The sequence below is a fragment of the Mesorhizobium sp. BR-1-1-10 genome, from assembly GCF_020165595.1.
Lineage (GTDB): Bacteria > Pseudomonadota > Alphaproteobacteria > Rhizobiales > Rhizobiaceae > Mesorhizobium > Mesorhizobium australicum.
This window is the reverse complement of record NZ_JAIUIL010000007.1, coordinates 370,085-393,115: the sequence shown is the minus strand read 5'-3', so window position 1 is coordinate 393,115 and position 23,031 is coordinate 370,085. Positions and strand designations below refer to the sequence as shown.

Here is a 23,031-nt window from a genome sequence, read left to right as displayed (position 1 = left end):
ATGTCGGTCGGGCGAAAGGGGGACAAGCCGTGACAGCCCGATCAATCAAGTTCCCCATCGTCGGCATCGGTGCGTCCGCTGGTGGCATTCCCGCAATGGAAGGGCTTTTCAAGGGCATCACCGACCGGCCCGGCATGGCGTTCGTGATCATCACGCACCTCAGTCCCAAGCGCAACAGCCTGCTGCACGAGGTCATCGACCGCTACACCGCCATGCCTGTCGTGGTGGTCGAGGACGGCGTGGCCGTCGAACCCGACCACGTCTATGTGATGCCGGAAAACGTCACTCTGGTCATCGAGAATGGCGTGCTGCACCTGCGGCGCCCCAATGGGCTTACCCAGGAGCGCAAACCTGTCGATATCTTCTTCAGCGCACTGGCCGACGACCAGGGCGAATACTCGGTCGGCGTGATTCTGTCGGGCGGTGATTCCGATGGCACCCTGGGCGTGAAGGCGATCAAGGAGCGGGGCGGGCTCACCGTCGCGCAAGCGCCGGACGGCTACGGTCCGCGCAACCCCGACATGCCGCAGAGCGCCATTGCCAGCGGGCTCATCGATGTTGCCGTGCCCGCCGAGGAGATTGGGGCGAAGCTCGAGGCTTACGCCAGGGGCTTCGACACGCTGGACGGGCTGAAGAACGAAGAGGACGACCATGCGGCCGACATAGATAAGGTCCGCGAACAGATATACGGCATTTTGCGCAGCCACTCCGGCCACGACTTTTCAGGCTATAAAACCAAGACATTCCTGCGCCGCATCAAGCGGCGCATGCAGATCGCCCAGATACAGTCCATCAATGGCTATATCGACTGGCTGAAGAAGGACCCTCGCGAGGTGATGAACCTGTTTCGCGATCTGCTGATCAATGTCACCAACTTCTTCCGCGATCCCGATGCTTTCGAATTGCTGGAGCAAAAGATCATCCCGCGGCTGTTCGAGGGCAAGACCGCGACCGATACGGTCAGGGTCTGGGTTCCCGGCTGCGCCACCGGCGAGGAGGTGTTCTCCATCGGCATCCTGCTGCGTGAACACATGGAAACGCTTTCAGCCGTTCCGCGCGTCCAGATATTCGCCACCGACATAGACGAGCCGGCCCTGGCCGTGGCGCGCGCCGCACGCTATCCCGAGGCCTTGATGCAGGGTCTTTCCCCGGAGCGCAAACAGCGGTTTTTCAACGGCGATGGCGAAAGCTACGTCATCAGCAACGAGATCCGGGAACTGTGCATCTTCTCGCCGCACAGCGTCATCCGCGATCCGCCCTTCTCGCGCATGGATCTGGTTTCGTGCCGCAATCTGCTGATCTATTTCGGCCCAGCCATTCAAAGCCGCGTTCTTCCTGTCTTCCACTATTCGCTGAAGCCGGGTGGCTATCTTTTCCTCGGCACGTCCGAAAGCGTCGGGCAGCACGAAAATCTGTTCGCCACCGTCGACAAGAAACATCGCCTCTTCCAAGCACGGGAGCATGCCTCGCCACATATCAGGCTGCCGGCGCTGATCGGGGATGTCCATTCCGGCGTCTTTCCCGCCGAAACCGCCGGCTTAAAGAAGGGCACGGTCGGCTATCCGCTGCGCCAGGCTGTCGAGGCGCAGGTGCTGGAGCGGTTCGCGCCGCCGCATGTCCTCGTCAACGCCGAAGGCGACGTCGTCTACTATTCGGCGAGGACCGGAAGATACCTCGAAGCGCCGCAAGGCATCCCCAGCCGGCAGTTGCTGACGATGGCGCGCCGCGGGCTTCGCCTGGACCTGCGCGCCGCATTGAGGGAGGCGACGACGACACGCCGCACTGTTGTGCGGGACAATCTCGCCGTCGAGGAAGACGACGAACGCGTCCAACCGATCAGGCTGACCATCGAACCCCTGGCCGAGAGGGGCAATGGTGAGCCGCTTTACCTTGTCCTCTTCGAGCCGTCGGGCCCGACCCAGGCCCGATCCGATGAGGACGGGGGCGGCCGTGACAGCGACAGCACCGCCGATCTTGAGCGGGAACTGCGCGACACAAGAGAGCGCCTTCAATCCACCATAGAGGAATACGAGACGGCCCTCGAAGAGGTGAAATCGTCGAACGAGGAACTCGTCTCCGTCAACGAAGAGGCGCAATCCACCAACGAGGAACTTGAAGCGTCCAAGGAAGAGATGCAGTCGCTCAACGAAGAGCTCAACACGATCAACGCGGAGTTGACCAGCAAGATAGAAGAGCTCGATCACGCCAACAGCGATCTGCGCAATCTGTTCGAAAGCACCGACATCGCGACCATTTTTCTCGACCGCAGTCTTGTGGTGCGGACCTTCACGCCGGCGGCCTCATCCTTCTTCAGTCTGCGCCCCTCCGACGTCGGCCGACCGCTGACGGATCTGTCGAGCCAACTCGATTATCCCGAGTTGAAGCAGCACATCGACAAGGTGTTCGAGACAGGCGAGACCCTGAACCACCATCTTGCGCGCGATTCCAGGGGCCTGTTTCACATGGTCCGCATCAATCCCTATCGGGACAAGGGCAACAGGATACAGGGCGTCGTGGTGACACTGGTCGACGTCACCACCCTGGCGCGGGCGGAAGAGCATCAGCAGGTGCTCATCTCGGAGCTCAACCATCGCGTCAAGAACATGCTGGCGGTGATCGCCAGCATCGCCAACCGGACGCGGGACAGTTCGGATACGAAAGAAGAGTTCGCGGAGGCCTTGATCGGCCGGTTGCATGCCATGTCCCGGGCCTACGGACTGCTGACCCGCGAGAGGTGGAAAGAAGCTTCGGTCAAGGAACTGCTCCACCAGGAACTCGAGCCGTTCGGCATCGAACGGATCGAACTCGATGGCGACGACGTTAGACTCGGCCCGCAACAGGGGCTTTCCCTCAGTATGGCCATCCATGAACTGGCAACCAACGCGGCCAAGTATGGCGCCCTGTCCAAGCCTCGAGGCAGGATTGGTGTCAAATGGGCGATGGACGGCGATAATTTCACGCTTGGCTGGCGCGAAAAGGACGGCCCTCCGGTCAAGGAGCCGTTGAACAACGGCTTTGGCCTGAACCTGTTGAAGGGGGAAATCGGCTACAGGCTCGGGGGCCAGGTCGACACCTCCTTCCACAAGGAAGGTCTTGAGGTCCAGATCGCTTTTTCGGCAAACCACAAGGACGCGCCGTGAGCGACAGACCGCGCGTTCTGGTGGTTGAGGACGAGTGGCTGATCGCGGAGGACGTCGCGTCTGATCTGCGTGCGGCGGGCTATCCCGTGGTCGGGCCTGTTTCGTCCGTTGCCGCAGCACTTCGGCTGGTCGAGGCCGATAAGGTCGACATGGCGTTGCTGGACGTTCAACTGAACGCCGAAACGAGCCTGCCGATCGCGGAGATATTGCTGGCCCGCGGCACTCCTTTCGCGTTCGTAACGGGATATGGGCGGGGCGATCTTCCCGCCCGGTTCCGAAACTGCAAATTCGTGGCAAAACCCGCAAGCGAAGCGGCCATCCTCACTGCCGTGGCCGACCTGGCATCGCTTCGCGCCAAGAAACCGTGATCCAAAGAGCTAGCCTGTCGCGATCAATCCAGCGGCTTGTCGGTGGGCCGGGGCGTGGTGCTCGCCTGGCGCGGCCGACCGGCATTTCGGTTGGCGGCCGGATTGTCCAATGGAACGCTTGACGGGCGCGACGCGCCCGCGGTCTTTGGCGTCAGCGGTTTTGCACCGGCATCCGTGTCGCTGGCATCCCTCCTTGGGTGCGGCAGGCCCTCGGCGTTGGGTGACCGGACGGCGGGTTTCGAGGCAGAATCTTCCTTGGCCATGATGGTTCCTTTCCTTGCACGAAACGATTTCAATCATCGGCACGATTGAAAGTTCCGCGACCGCGACGGCGCCATGAAGCGGAGGGCACGAGCGAAGACGAAACGATTCTCGTGCCGATGAACGGCTCACCCATGCGGCCGCATGACCACCTTGATGCAGCCGTCCTGCTTGTCGCGAAACGTCTTGTAGAGATCGGGCCCGGCTTCAAGGCCGGCCCTGTGCGTGATCACGAAGGACGGGTCGATCTCGCCGGTCTGGACCTTGGCCAAAAGCGGTTCGAGATACCGCTGCGTGTGGGTCTGGCCCATACGGAACGTCAGGCCCTTGTTCATCGCGGCGCCAAAGGGGATATGATCGACGAGGCCGATATACACGCCGGGGATCGAAATGGTGCCGCCCTTGCGGCAACAGTAGATTGCTTCGCGCAGCACATGTGGCCTGTCGGTGCCGAGGAAGGCAGCCGCCTTGACCTTGTCGAGCATGGAGTCTGCACTGGCGCCGGCATCGGCTTCGGTACCCACGCAATCGATGCAGCGATCCGGCCCTCGGCCATCGGTCATCGCCATCAGGGCGTCGTAGATGTTTGAATTGCTAAAATCGAGTGTCTCGGCCTTGCCATGTTCGCGAGCCATGGCCAGTCGTTCCGGAACCTTGTCGATCGCGATGACGCGACCGGCGCCGAGCATCCATGCGCTCTGGATGGCGAACTGGCCGACCGGACCGCAGCCCCAGATCGCGACCGTGTCGCCGGGCTCGATGCCGGCGTTTTCCGCTGCCATGTAGCCGGTCGGAAAGATGTCGGAGAGAAACAGCACCTGCTCGTCATCCATGCCTTCAGGCACCTTGATCGGGCCGACATCGGCGAATGGTACGCGCAGATATTCGGCCTGGCCGCCCCAATAGCCGCCGACCAGATGCGAATAGCCGAACAGGCCGGCCGGCGATTGTCCCATCACCTCGGCCGCTTGCTTGGCGTTGGGATTGGACCGGTCGCAGAGCGAGAACAGCCCCTTCTGGCAAAACCAGCACTCGCCGCACGAAATGTTGAACGGCACCACGATGCGGTCGCCCTTCTTGAACTTGGAATGACCGCGGCCGACCTCCACGACCTCTCCCATGGTCTCGTGTCCAAGCACGTCGCCCGATTCCATGGTCGGCATGTAGCCGTCCATCAGATGCAGGTCCGAGCCGCAAATGGCGCAGCAGGTGACCTTGATGATGACGTCACGGTCATCCTCGATGGCCGGATCCTGCACCTGATCGCAGCGTATATCGCCTTTGCCGTGCCATGTGAGGGCTTTCATCGTGTTGCTCCTGCGTTGACTAATTTGAGGTGTCGGCAAATGCAGCTTTCATTCAGCCGAAGTGTGCCGTCACCGACGATTATCTTGCGATACGCAAAGGATCTGCGTGCGCAGACGGGAAGAGATCAGTCCCTGGACGCCGAACCCGGCTCGGCCATTTTGCGGTGCTGTTCGGCCAGCGTACCTGCCGGAGTGATATGCGCGGCGGCGACCTGCAGCTTGTTCTTCCAGCCGCTGATCACTTGTTCCTCTCCCGCCATCATCGCCTCATAACCGGTTCTGGCGACATCTGCCGGATTGTCCTTCTCGTCGGTGCCGACCTTGGTATCCATCATTTCGGCGCGTTCGAAGAACCGCGTCTGCGTCGCCCCGGGCATCAGCACCGTGACTGTGACGCCGGTGTCCCGCATCTCATGGCGCAGCGCGATCGAGAAGGAATCGATGAAGGCCTTGGTGCCGTTGTAGACGGCCTGGAAAGTGCCGGGCATGAAGCCGGCAATCGATCCGGTGAACAGAATTCGCCCACGGCCGCGGCGTGCCATCCTGGCGCCGAGTTCATGCGCCAGGTAGACCGTGCCCGTAATGTTGGTGTCGATGACACGGCGAACTTTTTGCCAGTCCTGGTCGAGAAAGCCGTCGCCGAGGCCGCGTCCCGCGTTCAGGAACAGAAGGTCGATGTCGCGATCGCCGATCCGCGCAAGGAGTTGATCGACGCCCTCGACCGATGCCAGATCTGCCTCGACGGCTTCGACGGTCACATCATGCGAGGCCAGAGCCTCGGCCGCCTGTTGGACCGCGGGCTCGTCGGCGGCTATGACCAGGGTATAGCCGTCCTTGGCGCATAGTTTGGCAAGTTCCCTCCCGATGCCGCTCGATGCGCCCGTCACCACGGCCAGCTTTGCGTTGGTCATCATGTCCTCCGAAGTTCGTTCCGGCCGAACCAGCGGGGTCCCTGATTGTTCCGCGTGGACCGGATCGAATGCCGGGCTGCCGAAGGGCCATGCCAGTCGAAACCCTGGGCGCGTTCAAGCGCAAACATCCGAGACGCGAAGTGGAACAACTGAGGCCGATCCAGGTTCGGTGTCGTGCGGCGTCGTCGCTCCCCTTGTTTGGCGCCGCGCGATCGGGTTCCCCTCAGCCTGATCAGCCCGCGCGTTCCCCGGCCGGGAGGCGCGGGCTTTCTCATGAGCTTGGCGGTCGTGTTTCGAGTTCAGCTGGGAACAACCCACACATTCGGCAGTTCGGCGCGCAGGAGAAACGAAAATGCAATATGCCGATGAAATCGCGCTCAGGCGCGTGAGGATGCTGGTCGAACAATATGTATCCGCCAGAAGCAGGAGATATGATTTCGTCTCGACCGAATTGGCATGCAAGGCCATTCGTCAGCTGGTTCGCAGCCCTATCGACGATAGCGAGCTGGATCATTTGCTGGCTAAAAGTGCCGTCAAACAAGGGCTTTCCATCCGGTTCGATCGAATAGGTCCCTTGCAGGCTGCTTCACCCGAACTCATCCAGGAAAAGTCAGTATGAAAGCGATATGGTTGATTTGGTCGGCATCGGCGTTGCTCGCCTTGGCGGCGTGCAACAACAATGCCGACCCCGTCAAATCCAAGACGGATACGATGAACAGCCAGCCGGCCGACAAGAACCCAACGACGGATACCAATCCGACACCGCAGTCCAGTACCGGCGGGGACCAGCAAGGCACGCAGCCGACACAGCCGGCATCACCGAAGCCATCTGGTGGTTAGGGTTTTGCCGTTGCTTGCCCGGGTAGTGACGCCGGCGAGAATCGTGAGACGCGCATGAGTTGCAAAGTGACGCCGCGTCTGGTTTCGATATGATCGCAACAGCAAGGGCGCACGTCGCTGGCGCGACCCGGCCGAGCTCGATCCCGTTGCGTTGCTTCGCGGCTGCGGTGACGGCCGGCGCCCGGCCTCGGTGCCACCTGGCTGTGGAACTATTTTCGTCAGTGGCTGTTCGGCAGGCGAAGGGAGCCGCAGGATGGAACGACGCAACGCACTACTCTCGCTGGTGATAGCCGCTGTCATCATCGTCGGTTTCCTGATCGGCTTTCTCTACGTCGATGTGGGGTGGCGCACCTCGCCCCTGAAACGAGCGCCTGAGCAGAACCAGGGCGGCAACGCTCCGGCGGACACCTCACCGGCTGCAGGGGTCAAGAAAGATCCCAAGGAGAATACCGAGATGCCGGGGCAGCAGTGATTCACGGCTAGCCAACAGCCGCAACTTGGGCACCGACGGCGCCGTCTTTCATGTCATTTCAGCTCAACGCGTTGTCTGTCATCCCACCGTACTGTTTCTGATGTTCCTTCTGCTCCTGGTCTGGTTGGTTGCTGGTTTTCCCGGTCTGGCTCTGCCATCGCGCTTCGCATAGGTTGCGTGCTTCTCGGAACATCTCCGCAGGACTGACCATTATCGGCATGGAGAGCAAAGCTATGGAGCTTGGTGATGGGTATCCTTTCCGATCTGGACAAGAAGCTGACGGACAACATGTATGAACATGGCAGTGAGCTCACCGACGCGGTAGCGGACCTGCCGCGGCCGGTCGTTGAAACCGTCGACCGGCTGATGCTTTTCATTCAGCCCGAAGCGCGCGAGACAGTGAGAAATCAGGTTCTCGGCCTGGTCCACGAATACAGGATCGAGAACCCTGCAGATCCAACAGAGCAGGGGTGAATTAGCCGTTCTGGTCGATCGCGTGGGGCGCGGGCTGGCTGCCGCTATCGTTGCTCGTTCTATGGCTGCCGAGCCACAACCAAGCCGCAATGATGACGGCTGCCACGATGGCTATCCAGACTATGAGACGAGGCATTGCCGAATCCTCTGTGCAGCAGTCCATCACGTCGATGATCAGGACGGGTCGCCACCTTCCCGTGTTCCAATCCCACAATCGATGCTTTGTTCCGCTTGAATTGGTTCTCGTGGCCGGCGGCCTCTGTCGCTGGTCCTTATGTCTCGCGGTCGGCGCCTGTCCGAGCGGTGGCGTTTGATTGACGGGCACACCGGGCGCTCTAGATCAATTCACGCCGACCGCGACTTCCATCGGCTCGGGGAGACCATTCTCGTGGCGCACCAAACGCCGGCTTTGACCTTTAGTGGCCCTTATCCCAGGCTGAGTTGTATGTGCGTGCTGTTGCTCACGGGCGTCTTGGCGGGATGCTCGTCTTCCGACCAGATCGAGCAGCAATCACGAACGGCGGCCTCCGCGGCACAGACCGTATCGGTAATGCTCGATGCCTGGATGGATGGGGCGGCGCCGTTCGCATACACAGCCGGCACGCTGCGGTCGACCGGCAAAACTCTGGCCGACGCCGAGGCACAAATCCGATCGGCCGGGACGGCTGAACCCGCCGAGCAATCTGCTTTGGCGGCAGCGGTCAAGGATCTGTCGGTCGCGGTGGCTCGCGCCGAGGCGGGATTGCAGGCGGACAATCGAGCGCAGGTCCAAAACGCAAAGCAGGATCTTCGACGGGGCTCGCGCACGCTGGCCACCGCCTATGCCAGATATTTCGCGCCGAAGCCATGAAGAAGCTCGTGGAAATATCGCTCGGCGTGGTTACCAGCGTTGGCGGCTTCCTCGAAGTCGGATCGATGGCGACGGCGGCGCAGGCGGGCGCAACCTTCGGTTTCCAGTTGATCTGGGCCGTGGTCCTCGGCACCATCTGCATCATCTTTCTGGTGGAAATGGCCGGCCGGTTCGCCGCGGTGAGCCATCACACGATCTGCGACGGCATCCGCGAGAGATTTGGTTTCAACGTCTTTGTGTGGCCGTTGCTTGCCACCTTGCTGCTCAGTCTCATGGTGCTCTCCGCCGAGATCGGCGGCGTTGCCATCGCACTCGAACTTGCCACGGGCATAGGCTTCCAGTGGTGGGCTCTGCCGGTGGCTTTTCTGGCATGGCTGCTGCTCTGGAAAGGCACGTTCGGTTTCATCGAGAAAGGCGTGTCGATGCTGGGCCTGGTGACGTTGTGTTTCGTCGTCGCGGCCGTGATGCTGAAACCCGATTGGACGGCGGTCGCGGCTGGCGCGGTGCCTTCGCTGCCAGCCCACGATACCGCCAATTACTGGTTCATGGCGGTCAGCATTCTCGGCGCCTCGATATCGCCCTACCTGTTCATGTTCTATTCCTCGGGGGCTATCGAGGACCAGTGGGACAAGAGCTACCTCGGCGCCAACCGGGCCATAGCGGGACTGGGGATGACCTTCGGCGGCACCATTTCGATCGGCGTGTTGATCGTGGCCGCTCTCGTGCTGGCCACGCACGGCATCAACCAGGTCGACGACTATCACCAAATGCCATTGATGCTGATCCCGGTATTCGGCTTCTGGGGTTTCATCCTGTTCGTAGCCTCTCTCGCCATTGCCTGCTTCGGCGCTGCACTCGAAGTCGCGCTGCAACAGGCTTACCTCGTGGCGCAAGGTTTCGGCTGGACCTGGGGCGAGGACCGCAAGCCGCGCGACAATCCAGGCTTCAGCGCCGTGTATACGGTATCGTTGTTGCTTGCGGCCATCCCGATCATGCTTGGTGTCGATCCGTTGAGGCTCACTATATTTTCCATGGCGCTGACGGCGGCCAGCCTGCCGTTGACGGTGGTTCCATTCCTGTTTCTGCTGAACGACGAACGCTACGTCGGCGAGCATCGCAACGGCATTCTCTCGAATGCCGCGGTCATCTTCATCATCGCGCTCGGCTTTGTGCTGGCCGTGGTGACGATCCCGCTGCAGATATTCGGAGGCACATGATGGAGTTGCTGCGTGATCTCCTGGACAAGCAGGTGGTCGACCGCCGCCAGGTCAAAATCGGCAAGGTCGATGGGCTGGTGGCCGAATTGCGGCAGGGCAAGCCCCCAAGGATCGTCGCGATCGAACTCGGCTCCATCACTTTGGCGCGTCGCCTTGGCACGTGGCCGGGGCGATGGATGGCGCAACTCGCGGCAAAGCTGGGTGGCAAGCGCCACGGCGAGCCGCATCGGATCGCCTGGCACAAGGTGAAGGATATCGGCGTCGACATCGAGTTCGATATCGATGTGCGTCGCACGACGATCTTCGCCTGGCAGGACTGGTTGCGCGATCATGTCATCGGACGCATTCCGGGAGCTTGATGATGACCATCGTCAATCTTGAACATCTGGCTGGGCGACGCGTGCTTTCGCAGCGGGGCAAGAGCATCGGCTACATCGAGGAAATCCGCGCCGAACCGGATGGCGACGATTTTGTCGTTACCGAATTCCATGTCGGCGTCTACGCCGCTTTCGAGCGTCTTTCGACCTCGGCCATAGGCGTGGCCGTGCTCGATCTCTTTCGGCTGCGCCGCCGCGATGGCCTATACCGCATCCCTTGGGACAAGCTCGACATTTCTAACCCGGCGCGGCCGCGGCTGCTGTGTCCGATGACCGAACTTTCGGGCATGAAGAGCGCACCCGATCTTCGCGAATAGGCCGTCGCCGCGCTTTCTCGCAGACGTCTTCACCGAAGCATGCTCGCCGCCAGAAAAACCGCGGCCGCTACCAAAACGACGGCTGCAACGACCAACAGCGGCCAGTTGCTGCGAGGTCGTAGTTCCGGCTCGCCTTCGACCGGCCGCATCGCATTGGCGAAGCTGGCGTCATTTTCGAATTTCGGCCGGCGGGAAGGTGGCGGCTCCGTAGGGATCGGATTTTGTGTGTCCGCCGCCTCGGCATCGGTCTCCATCGGAGCAACGGCAGGATCGAAGCCCGGCGTTTTGTCCTGCGTCTCTCCCCCCTGGATCTCGCCTCTGGCAGAGGCCGGTGTAGGAATTGACATCTTGGCACTCACCTCTCTCGTTCGAACCAGGCTCTGCCAAATCCGCAGCGGTGGTGCGCATAGCGCCAACGACTAGATTTGATCGCCGAGCAGAATCCTGGCGTCCTTGGCCGCAACAATGAACGCCTGTCGTGCAACCCTTGGAGGCTTTTCGCCACGCATCACCGCAAGGCAGGCCCTGATCGCGGCAAGACGCCTTTCCGACGTCGGCTTTGGCCAGTCCCGCAGCAGCACTTCGGCGGCATCGCACACAGAGACCACAACTCTGTCGCGGTCTATGCGGCCAGGTTGAATAACGATCGGTTTTCTGAAATGGCCTGTACGCACCCGCCCCTCCAAGACCTTCGCCTGTTGCTCCACGGAGCCTTCCGCGGACGGCCTCTAACGCCGCGACAGTCGATTTGTTCCAGTGCACCTGGCGTTTGGAATTTGAAATAACGACGCCTGAGCCGCTCGTCTCCACCCATGGTTTTCTGGCGCTGCCGGGTCTAGCGGCATGGGGCCTGGAGAGCGGAACAAAGCGCATCTTGGCTTGTTAGGACGCAGCGCAAATTCGCTCACCGACAAGGACAAAGCCGATGAAAACACGACACCTTCTCGCATCCCTCGCGGTTGCTTCCACGGTTCTCGCAATGCCTGCCTTCGCGGCCGACAGCGCCCAGGATTTTGTCGACAAGGCTGCCGTCGGCGGCAAGTTCGAAGTGGACTCGAGTCAGATTGCCTTGGGCAAGGCCCAGGACCAGCGCATCAAGGATTTTGCCCAGATGATGATCCGGGACCACGGCGCCGCCAACACCAAGCTGCAAGCGGTCGCCGGCGAACAAAAACTGAAGGTGCCCTCAGCGCTCGATGCTCAGCATCAGGGCGATCTGGATAAGCTCAAGAACGCGCAGGGGCCGATTGATCCGGCCTATGTCGACGCGCAGCGCAAGGCGCATGACGAAGCCGTCAAGCTGTTCGAGGATTATGCCAGCGGGGGTGACAACGCCGCGCTCAAGACTTTTGCCCAGCAAACGGTCGGCACGCTGAAGATGCACCAGCAGGCGATCGAAAAGATCGCCGCCGGGCAAGATTCCGTTACGGGAGCGACAACGCCGGCGGTGAAGACCGACAATACTCCCAACGCCGCCGCCCTCGTTCCTGGTGCAAACAGCTTCACTGAAGCCCAGGCCAAGAGCCGTATCGAGAACGCCGGATATTCGAACGTGTCGAAGCTGACCAAGGACGATCAGGGCATCTGGCGCGGCCAGGCGGCCAAGGGAGGCGAAAACCTCAACGTTGGCGTCGACTACCAGGGCAACGTGGTTGCCGCAAGCAAGTGAGCGTGGATCAGGAGAAATCACATGAAAACCGTAACTGGACTGTTCGATAATTATGACGACGCGGCCGATGCGGTCGGCGAGCTTGAGGCGACGGGAGTCCCGCATTCCAACATCAGCATCGTCGCCAACAACTCGGATGACTGGTACGATGCAAATCGTTCCGAGGCCGCTGAAGACGCTGGCAGCGGTGCCGGAATCGGAGCCGTGATCGGCGGCGCCGGGGGGTTGCTCACGGGACTTGGCGTCATGGCCATCCCGGGTGTTGGCCCGGTGGTCGCGGCCGGATGGCTCGCCGCCACCGCCGCCGGTGCGGTTGCCGGTGCCGTGGCCGGTGGAGCGGCCGGCGGCATCATTGGCGCTCTGACGGAATCGGGCGTGCCCGAGCGCGATGCGCACGTCTATGCGGAAGGTGTACGCCGCGGCGGTACCTTGGTGACGGCCAAGGTGGAGGACGAACTCGTGCCGAATGCCGAGCAGATTTTGGGGCAATCCCGATCGGTGGACCTGGCCGAACGCCGCAGATCGTACGAGGCCGACGGCTGGACCGGCTTCGATGCCAATGCAGGCGAATACGTGCCGGGCGAGATCGATCGCGACGGCGGACGCGCAATCAATCGACCCTGAAAGCGGCTCACGTTCCTTTGACTGGCACGCAGCGACGAGGTTCGCGGAAATCGATCTTGCCGCGCTATGCTGGGGCGCTTTGCGGCGTTTAAGCACCATCGAATCCATCTCAAGGGCATCGGGCTGGGTTCGATCGCGTTTGAAGCCATGTTCCCCAGCGGAATCTCCGCCGCTCAGAACAGATCGCTCCATGACGAAACTGACCCCGCCCGCAAGGCGGAACCATGGAGGGGTCGACGTTGTTGTCCCAGCGGCCGACTTGTCGGTTGGCGGCTAGGAGCCATCATTGATGACCACCGATCGATCACGCGAAGACGTCCTGGTTTCGCTCCCGTTGATCAATGCAAAGGCGGCGCCGACGCTTAAGCACGCCGGGGCGGAGGTGTTCTACATGGAAGCCGTCCGCGAGCTCACCGCCACGGACATTCCCTTTCTGGTCGCTGGAACCTATGCGGTAAGCGCCTATACCGGCGTCACTCGCCAGACCAAGGATCTCGATATCTTCTGCAAGGCCGGTGACTACGCGCGGATCCTCGCCCATTTCAAGGAGCTTGGATATGCCGTCGAAATCGTGGACGACCGGTGGCTTGGCAAGGTGTTCAAGGGCAGGCATTTCTTCGACGTCATCTTCGGATCGGCCAACGGCATGATGCCTGTTGGCGATCGATGGCTGGAGCACGCCAGACAGACCGAGTTGCTGGGCAGCCGTGTGCGGATCATCGGGCCGACCGAACTCATCTGGTCCAAATGCTTCATTCAAGACAGGGGCCGGCACGACGGCGCCGATATCGCCCACACGATCCTCAAGGCACACGACCAGATAGATTGGCACCGGCTGCTTTCCTATCTGGAGGTTCATTGGGAGGTCCTGCTGATGCAGCTCATCAACTTCAGATGGATTTACCCAAGCGAGCGCGATCACATCCCGGCATGGCTCCTCGATGAACTCCTCGACCGCCTCGCCAAGCAACGGCAATTGCCGTCCCCCAGGATGAAGATCTGCCGCGGGCGGCTGCTGTCGCAAACCGACTACGAGATCGATGTCAAGGAATGGGGCTTCGCCGGCGTCGGCGGCGTGGGAGATTTTCGTGATGCCTGACCGCCTGGAGAACGCCGCGCCGAAGGATAACGCAGGGACGCTCAGAGTTGCTGCCATGGGGGATTTGCATGTCAGGGAAGATCCCCGAACCTCGTATCGCGATCTCTTCGGCGAGATATCGAGGGAAGCCGAGATTCTCGTCCTGACGGGAGATCTCACCAATCTCGGCAAGCCTCGTGAGGCGGAGATGCTCGCCGAGGACCTGCGCAACTGCTCGATCCCCGTGGTGGCGGTGCTCGGCAACCACGACTACGAATCCGGCGCGGTGGACGACGTCGCAAACATCCTGCGCCAGGCGCATGTTCACCTTCTCGATGGCCATGCGGTCGAAATCGAGGAGGTCGGCTTCGTCGGCGTGAAAGGGTTCGTCGGCGGCTTCGGATCGCGCATGCTCGGCTCCTTCGGCGAACCCGCGATCAAGGCGATGGTCTCGGAAAGTGTCAACGAGGCAATGCGCCTCGAAAACGCGATGCGCCAGGTACGGGCGAAGCGGACGCTCGTGGTCCTCCACTACGCGCCGATCGCTGAGACTGTCGAGGGAGAACCGCTGGAGATATTTCCGTTTCTTGGCTCTTCACGCCTTGCCGAGACGATCGATCGGTTCAAGGTCAGCGCCGTTGTGCACGGTCACGCGCATCGCGGCTCCTATGAAGGCCAAACGCCCGGCGGCGCCAAGGTTTACAACGTCGCCATGCACGTGGCCAAACCGAACGGCCGCCCCTATGCCCTGCTGGAACTCTGACGCCACGGCATCGTGCGAGCATTCAGTTGGAAGGCTCTGCCAGGAAGTGGCGGCGCGATAGTGCGAGCTGACCACGATTGTTTGCCCGCGATATTATTTTGGAGTTCGTCGCCAGCGGCGAATTCGTCAAACCTCCGTCTTGTCGAAGCCCTGCCGGGCGATAATTTCTTCAGAAGGCGTGGGTGCTTCTCCCTCTCAGACAGGAGCCGACCATGAAACATCAGACACTCGACCAGCTCCAAACCGTCGCCAGGATTGAGCCGCTGGCGCCGTTTTCGGTAATGACACGTAATGAACGCATCGCGCGTTGGGCTGAACTTCTCGAGCAAAATCCCGAACGATGCCTCGGTGCGCTAACCGGCACGGAACATTTGCGTCCTGAAGCACGGGCCATCGCACGTGGGGAAGGATCGGCACTCGCGGTTGCCTTCGAAGACCCGATCTTGCGTGCATCGGGTCTGAGGGACGACACATACGGCGAGGCGAAGCGCTTCTTCGAATTGAGCGACTGGCAGCTCCACGACATTGTCTGTGATTGCCACGTCGGTGCCACCATGAAAGCACGATGGGCCGCGGCTCGGGTCCGTGCAACGATCAGCGGGAACAGGCTCTTTGCGTTCCTGAGGCGGTGCTTGATGCGGTGAGACCAAGGGGAGGTCGTTGCATGTCCGCGACGACCTCCTACACCGCCAATGCGCAAGCTATCGCCGATCGTCCTCGCGATAGAGCTGGTCGGTAGCGCGGTCGCTTTCCCTGCGTTCAACCGGACCACGGTTACGGCGGGTTACCAGGACATAGGCAATCAGTATGACCAGCAACGCTGGCCCGCCGGCGACGACGATTAGCCACATGATACCGTCTGACATGGGAAATCTCCTTTCCTTCACAACCGGCAAGAAGACGATCCGTTCCGCTTGGAGCGGTTCGCGGTGCGGACCGGCCGGCGATCGGTTCCTGTCATCCAGGAGGTCCAGACGCCTCCCCGCTATTGCCGGTCGGGTTTCCTTGCGAAGACCGCAGCAGAAGGGCGAGAGGAACCAGCAGCGCCGTTGCCACCGCGCAGTAACGAAAGACGTCGATATAGGCGAGCAGTGAAGCCTGGCGGGCGATCAACTGCCCGATCCAGCCAATGGCCTGCTGCTTGGCCTGGAGCATCGAGGAACCCTCGGCGACGAAGTGCTCGGTCGCCTGCCGTACCACCTGCTGGTAGGCGGGCGACGATTGCGCGGTGTGGCCGACAAGGTTCGCCTGATGGAGTTGTGCGTTCTGGGCGATCACAGTGTTGGAGAGCGACACGCCGATGCTGCCGCCGATATTGCGGGCAACATTGATCAAGGCCGAGGCCTGGTTGGTCTTTTGCGGCGCCAGACCGACATATGCCGCGGTCGAAATCGGGATAAACAGGAACGGCAATCCGATCATCAGGAAGATGCGGGCAAAGGCAAAGAAGCTGAAGCTGGCGTCGGGCGTAAGCGAAGTCATATGCCACAGGCCGATCGCCACCACCGCCATGCCCGCCATGATCAGGTATTTTGGCTGGACGATGCCGGCGGCAAATCCCGAAATCGGCATGAGCATCAGCATGGCGATGCCGCCCGGCATCATCGACAGGCCCGATAGCGTCGCCGTGTAGTCGAAGGCGGTCTGCTGCAGCTGGGGCATCAGCTGCGTGGTGCTGAACAGCACCGCACCGACCGCCATCATCACCAGGAAGGATGTACCGAACTGGCGGGTGAACAGCAGGCGCATGTCGACGATCGGATCGCGGTGGTGGAATTCCCATGGGATCAGCAGGGCGAAGGAGATCGCCGAGATAATGGCGAAAGTCGTGATGAAGCTCGACGCGAACCAGTCGTTGCGCTGGCCCTCGTCGAGAAAGATTTCGAGGCAGCCGAGCGCGGTCGCCACCAGGATGAATCCGACCCAGTCGATCCTGAGACCTCCTTTCAGCCGCTGCTGGCGTTCGCGTTCGAGTACCTCCGGTTCGACCAGCAGCCACTGCACCAACGCCAGTGACATGATGCCGAACGGCACGTTGATGAAGAAGATCCAGTGCCACGAAAAATTGTCGGTCAGCCAGCCGCCGATGGTCGGCCCGACCGTCGGCGCGACGATGACGGCGATGCCGTAGAGGGCAAATGCCTGCGAGCGCTTTTCAGGCGGAAAGGTGTCGGCCAGGATGGATTGCTCGCTTGGCGCCATGCCGCCGCCGCCGAGGCCCTGCAGGATCCTGAAGACGATGAGCATCTCGAGATTGGGCGCCAGCCCGCACAGCAGCGATGCCAGGGTAAACGTCGCGACGCAAAGCATGTAGTAGCGCTTGCGGCCGATCACGCTGGCCAGCCACCCACTGATTGGAATGATCACGGAGTTGGCGACCAGATAGGTGGTGATGACCCAGGTACTTTCATCCATGCCGGCAGCCAGGCTGCCGGCGATGTTGCGCAGCGCCACATTGGCGATCGAGGTGTCGAGCACCAGCATGAAGGTGGCAATGGAGACAATGATGGCGATGAGCCAGGGATTGCGCTCACCGGCCGCGGATCGGCTTTCGCCCTGGTCGCTGGCGTTGTCGCGGCTCATCGCACCTTGACCGTCGGCACCACCGACAGGCCTGGGCCGAGCAGCACATCGGGCGGGTTCTCGAAGACGATCTTGACCGGCACACGCTGCACCACCTTGACGAAATTGCCGGTGGCATTTTCGGCGGGCAGCAGGCTGAAGGCGGTGCCGCTGCCGGCCTGCAGGCTGTCGACATGGCCATGAAAGGTCTTGTCCGGATAGGCGTCGATATCGATGTCGACCGGCTGTCCGGTTCGCATCCTGTCGAGTTGGGTTTCCTTGAAGTTCGCCTTTACCCAGACTTCGTTGGGAACGAACATCATGAGCACCTGACCCGGCTGGGTGTAGGTGCCGATGGCGGCCGAAATGCTTGTCGCGCGGCCGGCGACAGGGGCTGTAATAGTGGTACGGGTCAGTGCCGTGCGGGCTTGATCCCGGCTGGCCTGTGCCTGGTGAAGCTTGGCTTCGCCGCTTTTGGTCTGTGCCTGCAGCACTGTCACCTGGCTCTTCGCCGCGGCCACGTCCGCCTCGGCGCTGTCCAGGGTTGCCTGGTCCTGTCGAAGGGTCGATGCAGCCTGCTGCGCCTGCTGCTGCGTCACCGTGCCCTTCGTCAGCAATTCGCGATTGCGCTGGTCTTCGGCCTTGGCGAAGTCGAGCGCTGCCTGGGCCAGCGCCACCTGCTTCTGGGCGGCGTCGATCTTGGCATTTTGCGCCTCGATCTGGGCCGCCACATTGGTGATGTCGGCCTGAGCGGCGGCTACGCCGGCATCCGCTTGGCTGAGCGATGCCCGGTAGTCGCTGTCGTCGATGCGCAAGAGAACGTCACCCTTGCGCACCGGCTGGTTGTCGGTGACGGCCACATCGGTGATACGCCCGGCAATCTCGGCGCTCACCGTTACCGTGCGGGCATCGATGAAGGCATCATCGGTGGATTCATACTGACGCGTATTCAGCCACCAGATCGCTACACCCATCGCAACAAGCAGAAGCAGGAGGACAATTGCCGCTGTCCAATAGGGATGGCGCCTGGGAAAGCCCAGCAGGTTCGATTTCTGCGGCCTGTCGTCCATTTGCCGATCGTCCGATTTGTCGTGCCGCGAACTTGGCTGGCTGGCGAGACGCTTGCTTTGTCCAGCCCTGTCGTCGGACGGGTCCGGCTCGCTTTTCTGAGGCTTCGTATCCACGGAACTAGCTTTCAGCAGACTGAAGGGTGATGTCCGCGATGGCGAACGCGGTTTCAACGGCAAAGCCTTGGCAAAGGTTCCTGTTTTGACTTCCCGCCAGCGCCATGGGCAGCGACGCCCTTCAGCAAGTCGGTGTGTGGCTGCTCATCCTCTTTGGCCTGCCCGATTGGGCAATAGGACCCCCCTCCCATCAACCTGGGGCGCTGAGTACCAGCATTCCCGTTTTATAGACGATAGCCGCACTTGGTGAGAGTGGCTCGAACCTTGTCGCTCGTGCAGGTGACGATGGGACATCTACCTGAAAGTTTCATCAGTCCGCAGTCTTGCCCAATGTGTCGGCGACGACCGCGCCGCGCTCACCCATGGGAACCGCCGGGCCTGTGGTCGAGTCACAGGCTGTCTGATGTTCCATTTCCGCGTTGATGGCGGCGCCGGCGATCAGGATGATGACTGAAATCCATGTCCACATCATCAGGCCGACCACGGCACCGAGCGAGCCGTATGTCGCGTTATAGTTGGCAAAATGCTGGAGGTAGAACGAGAACAGCCACGACGCGATGATCCATGCCGCGGTTGCCGCAAGCGCTCCCCAGCTCAACCATCGCCATTTCGCATGTTCCCGGCTCGGCCCGAAGCGGTAGAGCAAGGAAATGCCGGTTAGGATCGACACTACCAGGATGGGCCATCGAGATACCGCAACCACGGTTTCTGTCCAGGCATCAAGGTAGAAAAAGCGCAACAGCGCCGGGACAACACCCACCGTAAGCAGCAGCACGATGCCGATGAGCAGGGCTCCGACCGTGAACAGGATCGACATCAGATTGAGGGTAATGAACGAGCGTTTCTCACGCTCTTCGTAGGCGATGTTCATCGCGTCGAAGAGCGCCTTCATGCCGCTGTTGGCGCTCCAGAGGGCGATTGTCAGGCCTATGAAAAAGCCTGTGCCGAGAGCGCCTGCTTTCTGGCGGGCCAAGGCCTGCAACTGATCGCGGATAAGATCGAGCCCGCCCTGCGGTAGCAATCCCTGGAGGTAAGCGACATGGTCGGCGACCGTGACCGGGTCCGCGACGAAGCCATAGATCGAGATGAAGGCTGCCAGGGCGGGAAACAAGGCGAGCAGGAGATAGAAGGTCGCGCCGGCAGCCACCAGCAGAACCCGGTCCTTGTTGAACTCTTCCCAAAGTCGCCAGAAGATGTCCTTCCACCCCAGCCCAGTGATTTGAGATGGCCACGTGGCGTCGCGCCCACGGCTTCCTGGCTCCCGCCCTGCCGCGGCGTTGCTGTCCTTCGTTGTCGAGGCCGCGCGGCCGGCTGCTTCCTCATCGATCAGCGAGGGCTGCTTGTCGTTCGGCGGAGAGCCTCGTTGTGGTTTCAAAGCCATTACCGGGTTCGCTGATGTCCAAAGCGTGGCTGACAACGCGGGATGAAGACACCCGTTCCCGATGCGCGGCCGATCACGATTTTCCTCCTTCCCTGCATCTTTTGCGGCCGATCGGCGTTTGAAATTGGTCAAGTGAACGGGTGTGTCCGATGAGAACGACAACCAGGGATAAGCTCAGGGGCGAAGCGGAGTTGTCCGAGGACGCCGACCTGATCGTCAATCGAACAGCCCACTTCATTTCGGATTGGATCGAAGAACACGTCGTTGACGAGCCTATCCCTATGTCCGGCATCGATGCCGCGGAGGAACTCGCAAATCAGTGCGTGGCGGATGCGCAAGATGAGGGGATCGCGGCGCAGGACATCCAGGATGAGGTGGGCGATCTTACTGAATACATCGCGGAAACGATCGATGAAGGGAACGGCTCCCCCTTGGAAGGGGTGGCCACGGCGGCAACCAAAATCGCGGAACCTCGTTTGTCGAGTGTCAACCCGAGGAGATGGCGATGACGAGGTTCCTATCCTTTCTGATCCTGGCAACGGGTCTTGCGCTCACCGCATGTGACAACAACACCGAGCCGACGAAGGCCAACACCGACACCGTCACCAAGAACCCACCAGTCGACCAGGACGCCAGACCGAAGTCGACGACGGGTGGCGATCAGCCAACTGCCCCAGCGACCAAATGAACGTGATTTCCTATTGCTATACGCCGCTGCCGCTTGCGTGGCTGGCCTGACGGATGAGGTGCTCCGGTCATTCCCCTGGCGCGGCTAGGCTGATGACTGCGGACGCCAGGATTTCCGGAGGGACCGGAACCTCAATCCACTGCCGCGCATTTCGACTTCACGCGTGGAAGACAAATGTCATCCAACCATCAAGACGCTGGCCAAGGAGAATTCAGATGCAAGGTTCAGAAGCGATTTCCAGGCGCCCTATCGGCGGCATGAGCATAGAACCATTCCTCGGCACGGTGACGGTCCGGTTCTCCGACGCGATAGTCGCCGCAAGCGACCGTGCGAAAATTCTTCGGGAGGAGGGCCATGAGCCGGTCTTCTATATCCCCTTCGAGGATATCTATTTCGACCTCCTCGAGAAGACCAACACCACCAGCGAGTGCCCGTTGAAGGGAACAGCGAGCTATTGGCGTGTTCATGCTGTCGGCGGCTCGGCCGATGACTTCATGTGGGCGTATGAGACGCCGGATACCGCGGCCCTGGCCATCGCGCGTCATGGCGCCTTCGATCCGAAAAGGGCACGTATTGACGTCGATCCGAAGGAGGATAAGCGGCACACTCCACATGTCATGGAGTAGGATGCCGCCTCGACCGTCGTTCTTCTTGCTTGCCGGCATGCCGGCAAGTGGCCGCCGCCAGGTCAGCGGCACCGGTGCGAGTCCGAGCCTTCCCCTCATCGATCCACCCTCCACCAAGAAGCCTCGTTGCGGCCGCTTCGATCGGGTTTAGCCGCGCCTCACCGCCATGCCGGAGCAAAATCACTCTTTCGCGATCAGGCAGGGTTTTGTCGCACTGCATTCGGAACAATGCCCGGAGTGAAAGGTTAGCGGCGAAAGCCAGCCCAGGAGCGAGCCATGTCCGAAACCCTCGTCCCAAAGCCAATTAGCCTCAGCCGGAGACGTTTCATGACGGGCACGGTTTCGGCCGCTGCGGTCGCACCGCTCCTGTCTCCTGAGGCCAAGGCGGAGGAAGTGGCCGCGTCCCGTTCCAAGCTCCGGGAGCCGGTCGTCACCTCGCTTCGTATCAACAGGCAAGCTTACGAGCTTTCGCTCGACACCAGGACCAGCCTGCTCGACGCCTTGCGTGACCACGTTGGGCTGACCGGGACGAAAAAGGGCTGCGACCATGGGCAATGCGGTGCATGCACCGTGCTCGTCGACGGAAAACGGGTCCTCTCCTGCCTGAGCTTCGCGGTGATGATGCAGGGCAAGGATGTGACGACCGTGGAGGGGCTCGCCTCGCGCGACGGCGCCCTGCATCCGATGCAGCAGGCCTTTATCGACCATGACGCCTTCCAGTGCGGCTATTGCACGCCGGGCCAGATTCTGTCGGCCATCGGCTGTGTCAACGAAGGCCACGCCGGTTCCGAGGCCGATATCCGGGAATACATGAGCGGCAACATCTGCCGGTGCGCCGCATACCCCAACATCGTGGCCGCGATCGTGCAGGCTCGCGACGAAACCGGGAGAGCCTGACATGCGTCCTTTCGTTCTCGAGCAACCGGCCAACATCCCGGCGGCTATCGCCCTCGCTTCGAACTTTGCCGCGCCGGATCGGCCGCCGACCCAGTCAGACATGCAATTCATCGCTGGCGGCACCAATCTGGCCGACTACATGAAGCTCGACGTTGCCCGGCCGAACCGCCTGCTCGATCTCAATCGTCTCTCCGAGCCGGCGCTTCGGCAAATCCGCGTCACCGCCGAAGGGGTTCGTTTCGGCGCGCTGGTGCGGATGGGCGAGGCGGCTGACGATAAGGACGTCAAGCTCCACTATCCGGTCATTGCCGACAGCCTCAGGCTGGCAGCCAGCGGCCAACTCCGCAACATGGCCAGCCTTGCCGGCAACGTGCTGCAACGGACGCGGTGCGAGTATTTCAGGGAGATCTCATGGGCCTGCAACAAGCGCCAGCCGGGTTCGGGCTGCGCGGCAATGGACGGTTTCAATAGGCAACACGCGGTGCTGGGCGTCAGTGATGCCTGCATCGCCACCTATCATGGTGATTTCGCCCAGGCACTGATTGCCCTTGACGCCAACCTCCATGTCGAGGGTTCTGGCGGCGCGCGCGAAATCCGGTTCGCCAACCTGCATCGCTTGCCCGGCGATACGCCGCATGTCGAGACCGGCCTCGCCGCTGACGAGATCATCACCGCCATCGACGTGCCCGCGGGTCCTTGGACCCGCCGTTCCCGCTACCTTAAGGTTCGTGACCGCGAATCCTATGCCTTCGCCCTGGCTTCCGCGGCGGTCGCTCTCGACCTCGACGGCAACAACGTCCGCGAGGCACGCATAGCCCTTGGCGGCGTCGCCACGGTGCCGTGGCGGGCGAGGGAAGCGGAAGCGGTCCTGCACGACAAGATGCTGGACGAGGCAATGGCGCGGGCGGCCGCGGAGACGGCTTTCGCCGATGCCAGGCCGCGCGGCCACAATGCGTTCAAGATCGAGCTTGGCAAACGGACGCTGGTGCGGGCGCTCCTCGAAACCCGTGACATGAAGGTGTGAT

The 23,031-nt window shown here is 61.5% G+C and carries 28 protein-coding genes; 19 read left to right on the top strand and 9 right to left on the bottom strand.

Going from position 1 to position 23,031, the window contains the following annotated elements; all coding sequences use genetic code 11:
- Nucleotides 1-29: 29 nt before the first annotated feature.
- Both LB555_RS18155 and LB555_RS18150 read left to right on the top strand, forming a co-directional pair.
- Complete coding sequence (locus LB555_RS18155) at nt 30-3,140, top strand: CheR family methyltransferase (protein WP_224683407.1); 3,111 nt, start codon at nt 30-32, stop codon at nt 3,138-3,140.
- Between the two features lie 20 nt (nt 3,141-3,160).
- On the top strand, nt 3,161-3,508 hold the full coding sequence (locus LB555_RS18150; protein WP_318013019.1) for a response regulator: 348 nt from the start codon (nt 3,161-3,163) through the stop codon (nt 3,506-3,508).
- Nucleotides 3,509-3,531: 23 nt separating this feature from the next.
- On the opposite strand, the gene LB555_RS18145 is transcribed toward LB555_RS18150, so the two are convergent.
- The 3 genes from LB555_RS18145 to LB555_RS18135 all read right to left on the bottom strand — a co-directional run bounded on the left by LB555_RS18145 (nt 3,532) and on the right by LB555_RS18135 (nt 5,987).
- Nucleotides 3,532-3,771 (bottom strand): hypothetical protein, encoded by a 240-nt coding sequence (locus tag LB555_RS18145; protein ID WP_224683405.1) that lies wholly within the window; start codon nt 3,769-3,771, stop codon nt 3,532-3,534.
- A gap of 126 nt (nt 3,772-3,897) precedes the next feature.
- The gene (locus tag LB555_RS18140) at nt 3,898-5,076 is read right to left on the bottom strand and encodes a zinc-dependent alcohol dehydrogenase (RefSeq protein ID WP_140617532.1); all 1,179 of its coding nucleotides are present in this window, start codon (nt 5,074-5,076) and stop codon (nt 3,898-3,900) included.
- Between the two features lie 125 nt (nt 5,077-5,201).
- The gene (locus LB555_RS18135) at nt 5,202-5,987 is read right to left on the bottom strand and encodes an SDR family NAD(P)-dependent oxidoreductase (RefSeq protein WP_224683404.1); all 786 of its coding nucleotides are present in this window, start codon (nt 5,985-5,987) and stop codon (nt 5,202-5,204) included.
- A gap of 352 nt (nt 5,988-6,339) precedes the next feature.
- On the opposite strand from LB555_RS18135, the gene LB555_RS18130 reads away from it, so the two are divergent.
- The 7 genes from LB555_RS18130 to LB555_RS18100 all read left to right on the top strand — a co-directional run bounded on the left by LB555_RS18130 (nt 6,340) and on the right by LB555_RS18100 (nt 10,534).
- The gene (locus LB555_RS18130; protein WP_224683403.1) at nt 6,340-6,606 is read left to right on the top strand and encodes a hypothetical protein; all 267 of its coding nucleotides are present in this window, start codon (nt 6,340-6,342) and stop codon (nt 6,604-6,606) included.
- Nucleotides 6,607-7,080: 474 nt separating this feature from the next.
- Nucleotides 7,081-7,299: a hypothetical protein gene (locus tag LB555_RS18125; protein WP_015319134.1), complete on the top strand. Its 219-nt coding sequence runs from the start codon at nt 7,081-7,083 to the stop codon at nt 7,297-7,299.
- A 246-nt stretch (nt 7,300-7,545) separates the two neighbouring features.
- On the top strand, nt 7,546-7,773 hold the full coding sequence (locus LB555_RS18120; RefSeq protein WP_181177812.1) for a hypothetical protein: 228 nt from the start codon (nt 7,546-7,548) through the stop codon (nt 7,771-7,773).
- Nucleotides 7,774-8,323: 550 nt separating this feature from the next.
- Nucleotides 8,324-8,623, top strand: a complete 300-nt coding sequence (locus tag LB555_RS18115) for a hypothetical protein (protein WP_224683402.1) — start codon at nt 8,324-8,326, stop codon at nt 8,621-8,623.
- A complete protein-coding gene (locus tag LB555_RS18110; protein ID WP_015319131.1) occupies nt 8,620-9,840 on the top strand; it encodes an NRAMP family divalent metal transporter in 1,221 nt (406 codons plus the stop codon). Before LB555_RS18115 ends, LB555_RS18110 begins: the two co-directional genes overlap by 4 nt.
- The gene (locus tag LB555_RS18105; RefSeq protein ID WP_015319130.1) at nt 9,840-10,199 is read left to right on the top strand and encodes a hypothetical protein; all 360 of its coding nucleotides are present in this window, start codon (nt 9,840-9,842) and stop codon (nt 10,197-10,199) included. The genes LB555_RS18110 and LB555_RS18105 overlap by 1 nt, the downstream gene beginning before the upstream one ends.
- Before the next feature lie 2 nt (nt 10,200-10,201).
- Entirely contained in the window at nt 10,202-10,534 is a 333-nt protein-coding gene (locus LB555_RS18100) for a hypothetical protein (RefSeq protein WP_015319129.1), read from the top strand.
- Nucleotides 10,535-10,563: 29 nt separating this feature from the next.
- Here the strand turns inward: LB555_RS18100 and LB555_RS18095 are convergent, their stop codons facing one another.
- Complete coding sequence (locus tag LB555_RS18095; protein WP_224582907.1) at nt 10,564-10,881, bottom strand: hypothetical protein; 318 nt, start codon at nt 10,879-10,881, stop codon at nt 10,564-10,566.
- A gap of 72 nt (nt 10,882-10,953) precedes the next feature.
- Nucleotides 10,954-11,241, bottom strand: a complete 288-nt coding sequence (locus tag LB555_RS18090; RefSeq protein WP_224683401.1) for a DUF982 domain-containing protein — start codon at nt 11,239-11,241, stop codon at nt 10,954-10,956.
- 218 nt (nt 11,242-11,459) lie between these two features.
- Between LB555_RS18090 and LB555_RS18085 the strand changes: the two genes are divergently transcribed.
- The 5 genes from LB555_RS18085 to LB555_RS18065 all read left to right on the top strand — a co-directional run bounded on the left by LB555_RS18085 (nt 11,460) and on the right by LB555_RS18065 (nt 15,312).
- Nucleotides 11,460-12,203, top strand: a complete 744-nt coding sequence (locus tag LB555_RS18085) for a DUF4142 domain-containing protein (protein WP_015319126.1) — start codon at nt 11,460-11,462, stop codon at nt 12,201-12,203.
- A 21-nt stretch (nt 12,204-12,224) separates the two neighbouring features.
- Complete coding sequence (locus LB555_RS18080) at nt 12,225-12,827, top strand: general stress protein (RefSeq protein ID WP_015319125.1); 603 nt, start codon at nt 12,225-12,227, stop codon at nt 12,825-12,827.
- 289 nt (nt 12,828-13,116) lie between these two features.
- The gene (locus tag LB555_RS18075) at nt 13,117-13,926 is read left to right on the top strand and encodes a hypothetical protein (RefSeq protein WP_015319124.1); all 810 of its coding nucleotides are present in this window, start codon (nt 13,117-13,119) and stop codon (nt 13,924-13,926) included.
- Nucleotides 13,919-14,668 carry a metallophosphoesterase gene (locus LB555_RS18070; RefSeq protein WP_224683400.1) on the top strand — a complete coding sequence of 250 codons (750 nt, stop codon included), beginning with the start codon at nt 13,919-13,921 and terminating at the stop codon, nt 14,666-14,668. Before LB555_RS18075 ends, LB555_RS18070 begins: the two co-directional genes overlap by 8 nt.
- Nucleotides 14,669-14,880: 212 nt before the next feature.
- Nucleotides 14,881-15,312 (top strand): hypothetical protein, encoded by a 432-nt coding sequence (locus LB555_RS18065; RefSeq protein WP_015319122.1) that lies wholly within the window; start codon nt 14,881-14,883, stop codon nt 15,310-15,312.
- A gap of 57 nt (nt 15,313-15,369) precedes the next feature.
- Here LB555_RS18065 and LB555_RS18060 read toward each other — a convergent pair whose 3' ends face one another.
- The 4 genes from LB555_RS18060 to LB555_RS18045 all read right to left on the bottom strand — a co-directional run bounded on the left by LB555_RS18060 (nt 15,370) and on the right by LB555_RS18045 (nt 19,795).
- Entirely contained in the window at nt 15,370-15,534 is a 165-nt protein-coding gene (locus LB555_RS18060) for a hypothetical protein (RefSeq protein ID WP_015319121.1), read from the bottom strand.
- Nucleotides 15,535-15,625: 91 nt separating this feature from the next.
- A complete protein-coding gene (locus LB555_RS18055) occupies nt 15,626-17,251 on the bottom strand; it encodes a DHA2 family efflux MFS transporter permease subunit (protein WP_224683399.1) in 1,626 nt (541 codons plus the stop codon).
- Nucleotides 17,248-18,300, bottom strand: coding sequence for an HlyD family secretion protein (locus LB555_RS18050; protein WP_224683398.1), 1,053 nt, complete (start codon nt 18,298-18,300; stop codon nt 17,248-17,250). Before LB555_RS18050 ends, LB555_RS18055 begins: the two co-directional genes overlap by 4 nt.
- A 424-nt stretch (nt 18,301-18,724) precedes the next feature.
- Nucleotides 18,725-19,795, bottom strand: coding sequence for a YihY/virulence factor BrkB family protein (locus LB555_RS18045; protein WP_140617522.1), 1,071 nt, complete (start codon nt 19,793-19,795; stop codon nt 18,725-18,727).
- 149 nt (nt 19,796-19,944) lie between these two features.
- Between LB555_RS18045 and LB555_RS18040 the strand changes: the two genes are divergently transcribed.
- The 5 genes from LB555_RS18040 (at nt 19,945) to LB555_RS18020 (ending at nt 23,030) form a co-directional block, all read left to right on the top strand.
- The gene (locus LB555_RS18040; RefSeq protein ID WP_140661615.1) at nt 19,945-20,304 is read left to right on the top strand and encodes a DUF768 domain-containing protein; all 360 of its coding nucleotides are present in this window, start codon (nt 19,945-19,947) and stop codon (nt 20,302-20,304) included.
- A complete protein-coding gene (locus LB555_RS18035; RefSeq protein ID WP_015319116.1) occupies nt 20,301-20,483 on the top strand; it encodes a hypothetical protein in 183 nt (60 codons plus the stop codon). The genes LB555_RS18040 and LB555_RS18035 overlap by 4 nt, the downstream gene beginning before the upstream one ends.
- Nucleotides 20,484-20,698: 215 nt before the next feature.
- Complete coding sequence (locus LB555_RS18030) at nt 20,699-21,109, top strand: DUF427 domain-containing protein (RefSeq protein ID WP_140877846.1); 411 nt, start codon at nt 20,699-20,701, stop codon at nt 21,107-21,109.
- Nucleotides 21,110-21,385: 276 nt separating this feature from the next.
- Nucleotides 21,386-22,006 (top strand): (2Fe-2S)-binding protein, encoded by a 621-nt coding sequence (locus LB555_RS18025; RefSeq protein ID WP_015319114.1) that lies wholly within the window; start codon nt 21,386-21,388, stop codon nt 22,004-22,006.
- A gap of 1 nt (nt 22,007) precedes the next feature.
- The gene (locus tag LB555_RS18020; RefSeq protein WP_015319113.1) at nt 22,008-23,030 is read left to right on the top strand and encodes an FAD binding domain-containing protein; all 1,023 of its coding nucleotides are present in this window, start codon (nt 22,008-22,010) and stop codon (nt 23,028-23,030) included.
- Nucleotide 23,031 lies beyond the last annotated feature (1 nt).

Excerpts from the sequence above, each read along its gene's own strand:
- LB555_RS18145 (WP_224683405.1), bottom strand. The coding sequence starts at position 3,771 with ATGGCCAAGGAAGATTCTGCCTCGAAACCCGCCGTCCGGTCACCCAAC.
- LB555_RS18140 (WP_140617532.1), bottom strand. The coding sequence starts at position 5,076 with ATGAAAGCCCTCACATGGCACGGCAAAGGCGATATACGCTGCGATCAG.
- LB555_RS18135 (WP_224683404.1), bottom strand. The coding sequence starts at position 5,987 with ATGACCAACGCAAAGCTGGCCGTGGTGACGGGCGCATCGAGCGGCATC.
- LB555_RS18130 (WP_224683403.1), top strand. The coding sequence starts at position 6,340 with ATGCAATATGCCGATGAAATCGCGCTCAGGCGCGTGAGGATGCTGGTC.
- LB555_RS18125 (WP_015319134.1), top strand. The coding sequence starts at position 7,081 with ATGGAACGACGCAACGCACTACTCTCGCTGGTGATAGCCGCTGTCATC.
- LB555_RS18120 (WP_181177812.1), top strand. The coding sequence starts at position 7,546 with ATGGGTATCCTTTCCGATCTGGACAAGAAGCTGACGGACAACATGTAT.
- LB555_RS18115 (WP_224683402.1), top strand. The coding sequence starts at position 8,324 with ATGCTCGATGCCTGGATGGATGGGGCGGCGCCGTTCGCATACACAGCC.
- LB555_RS18110 (WP_015319131.1), top strand. The coding sequence starts at position 8,620 with ATGAAGAAGCTCGTGGAAATATCGCTCGGCGTGGTTACCAGCGTTGGC.
- LB555_RS18105 (WP_015319130.1), top strand. The coding sequence starts at position 9,840 with ATGGAGTTGCTGCGTGATCTCCTGGACAAGCAGGTGGTCGACCGCCGC.
- LB555_RS18100 (WP_015319129.1), top strand. The coding sequence starts at position 10,202 with ATGACCATCGTCAATCTTGAACATCTGGCTGGGCGACGCGTGCTTTCG.
- LB555_RS18095 (WP_224582907.1), bottom strand. The coding sequence starts at position 10,881 with ATGTCAATTCCTACACCGGCCTCTGCCAGAGGCGAGATCCAGGGGGGA.
- LB555_RS18085 (WP_015319126.1), top strand. The coding sequence starts at position 11,460 with ATGAAAACACGACACCTTCTCGCATCCCTCGCGGTTGCTTCCACGGTT.
- LB555_RS18080 (WP_015319125.1), top strand. The coding sequence starts at position 12,225 with ATGAAAACCGTAACTGGACTGTTCGATAATTATGACGACGCGGCCGAT.
- LB555_RS18075 (WP_015319124.1), top strand. The coding sequence starts at position 13,117 with ATGACCACCGATCGATCACGCGAAGACGTCCTGGTTTCGCTCCCGTTG.
- LB555_RS18070 (WP_224683400.1), top strand. The coding sequence starts at position 13,919 with ATGCCTGACCGCCTGGAGAACGCCGCGCCGAAGGATAACGCAGGGACG.
- LB555_RS18065 (WP_015319122.1), top strand. The coding sequence starts at position 14,881 with ATGAAACATCAGACACTCGACCAGCTCCAAACCGTCGCCAGGATTGAG.
- LB555_RS18060 (WP_015319121.1), bottom strand. The coding sequence starts at position 15,534 with ATGTCAGACGGTATCATGTGGCTAATCGTCGTCGCCGGCGGGCCAGCG.
- LB555_RS18055 (WP_224683399.1), bottom strand. The coding sequence starts at position 17,251 with ATGAGCCGCGACAACGCCAGCGACCAGGGCGAAAGCCGATCCGCGGCC.
- LB555_RS18050 (WP_224683398.1), bottom strand. The coding sequence starts at position 18,300 with ATGGACGACAGGCCGCAGAAATCGAACCTGCTGGGCTTTCCCAGGCGC.
- LB555_RS18045 (WP_140617522.1), bottom strand. The coding sequence starts at position 19,795 with ATGGCTTTGAAACCACAACGAGGCTCTCCGCCGAACGACAAGCAGCCC.
- LB555_RS18040 (WP_140661615.1), top strand. The coding sequence starts at position 19,945 with ATGAGAACGACAACCAGGGATAAGCTCAGGGGCGAAGCGGAGTTGTCC.
- LB555_RS18035 (WP_015319116.1), top strand. The coding sequence starts at position 20,301 with ATGACGAGGTTCCTATCCTTTCTGATCCTGGCAACGGGTCTTGCGCTC.
- LB555_RS18030 (WP_140877846.1), top strand. The coding sequence starts at position 20,699 with ATGCAAGGTTCAGAAGCGATTTCCAGGCGCCCTATCGGCGGCATGAGC.
- LB555_RS18025 (WP_015319114.1), top strand. The coding sequence starts at position 21,386 with ATGTCCGAAACCCTCGTCCCAAAGCCAATTAGCCTCAGCCGGAGACGT.
- LB555_RS18020 (WP_015319113.1), top strand. The coding sequence starts at position 22,008 with ATGCGTCCTTTCGTTCTCGAGCAACCGGCCAACATCCCGGCGGCTATC.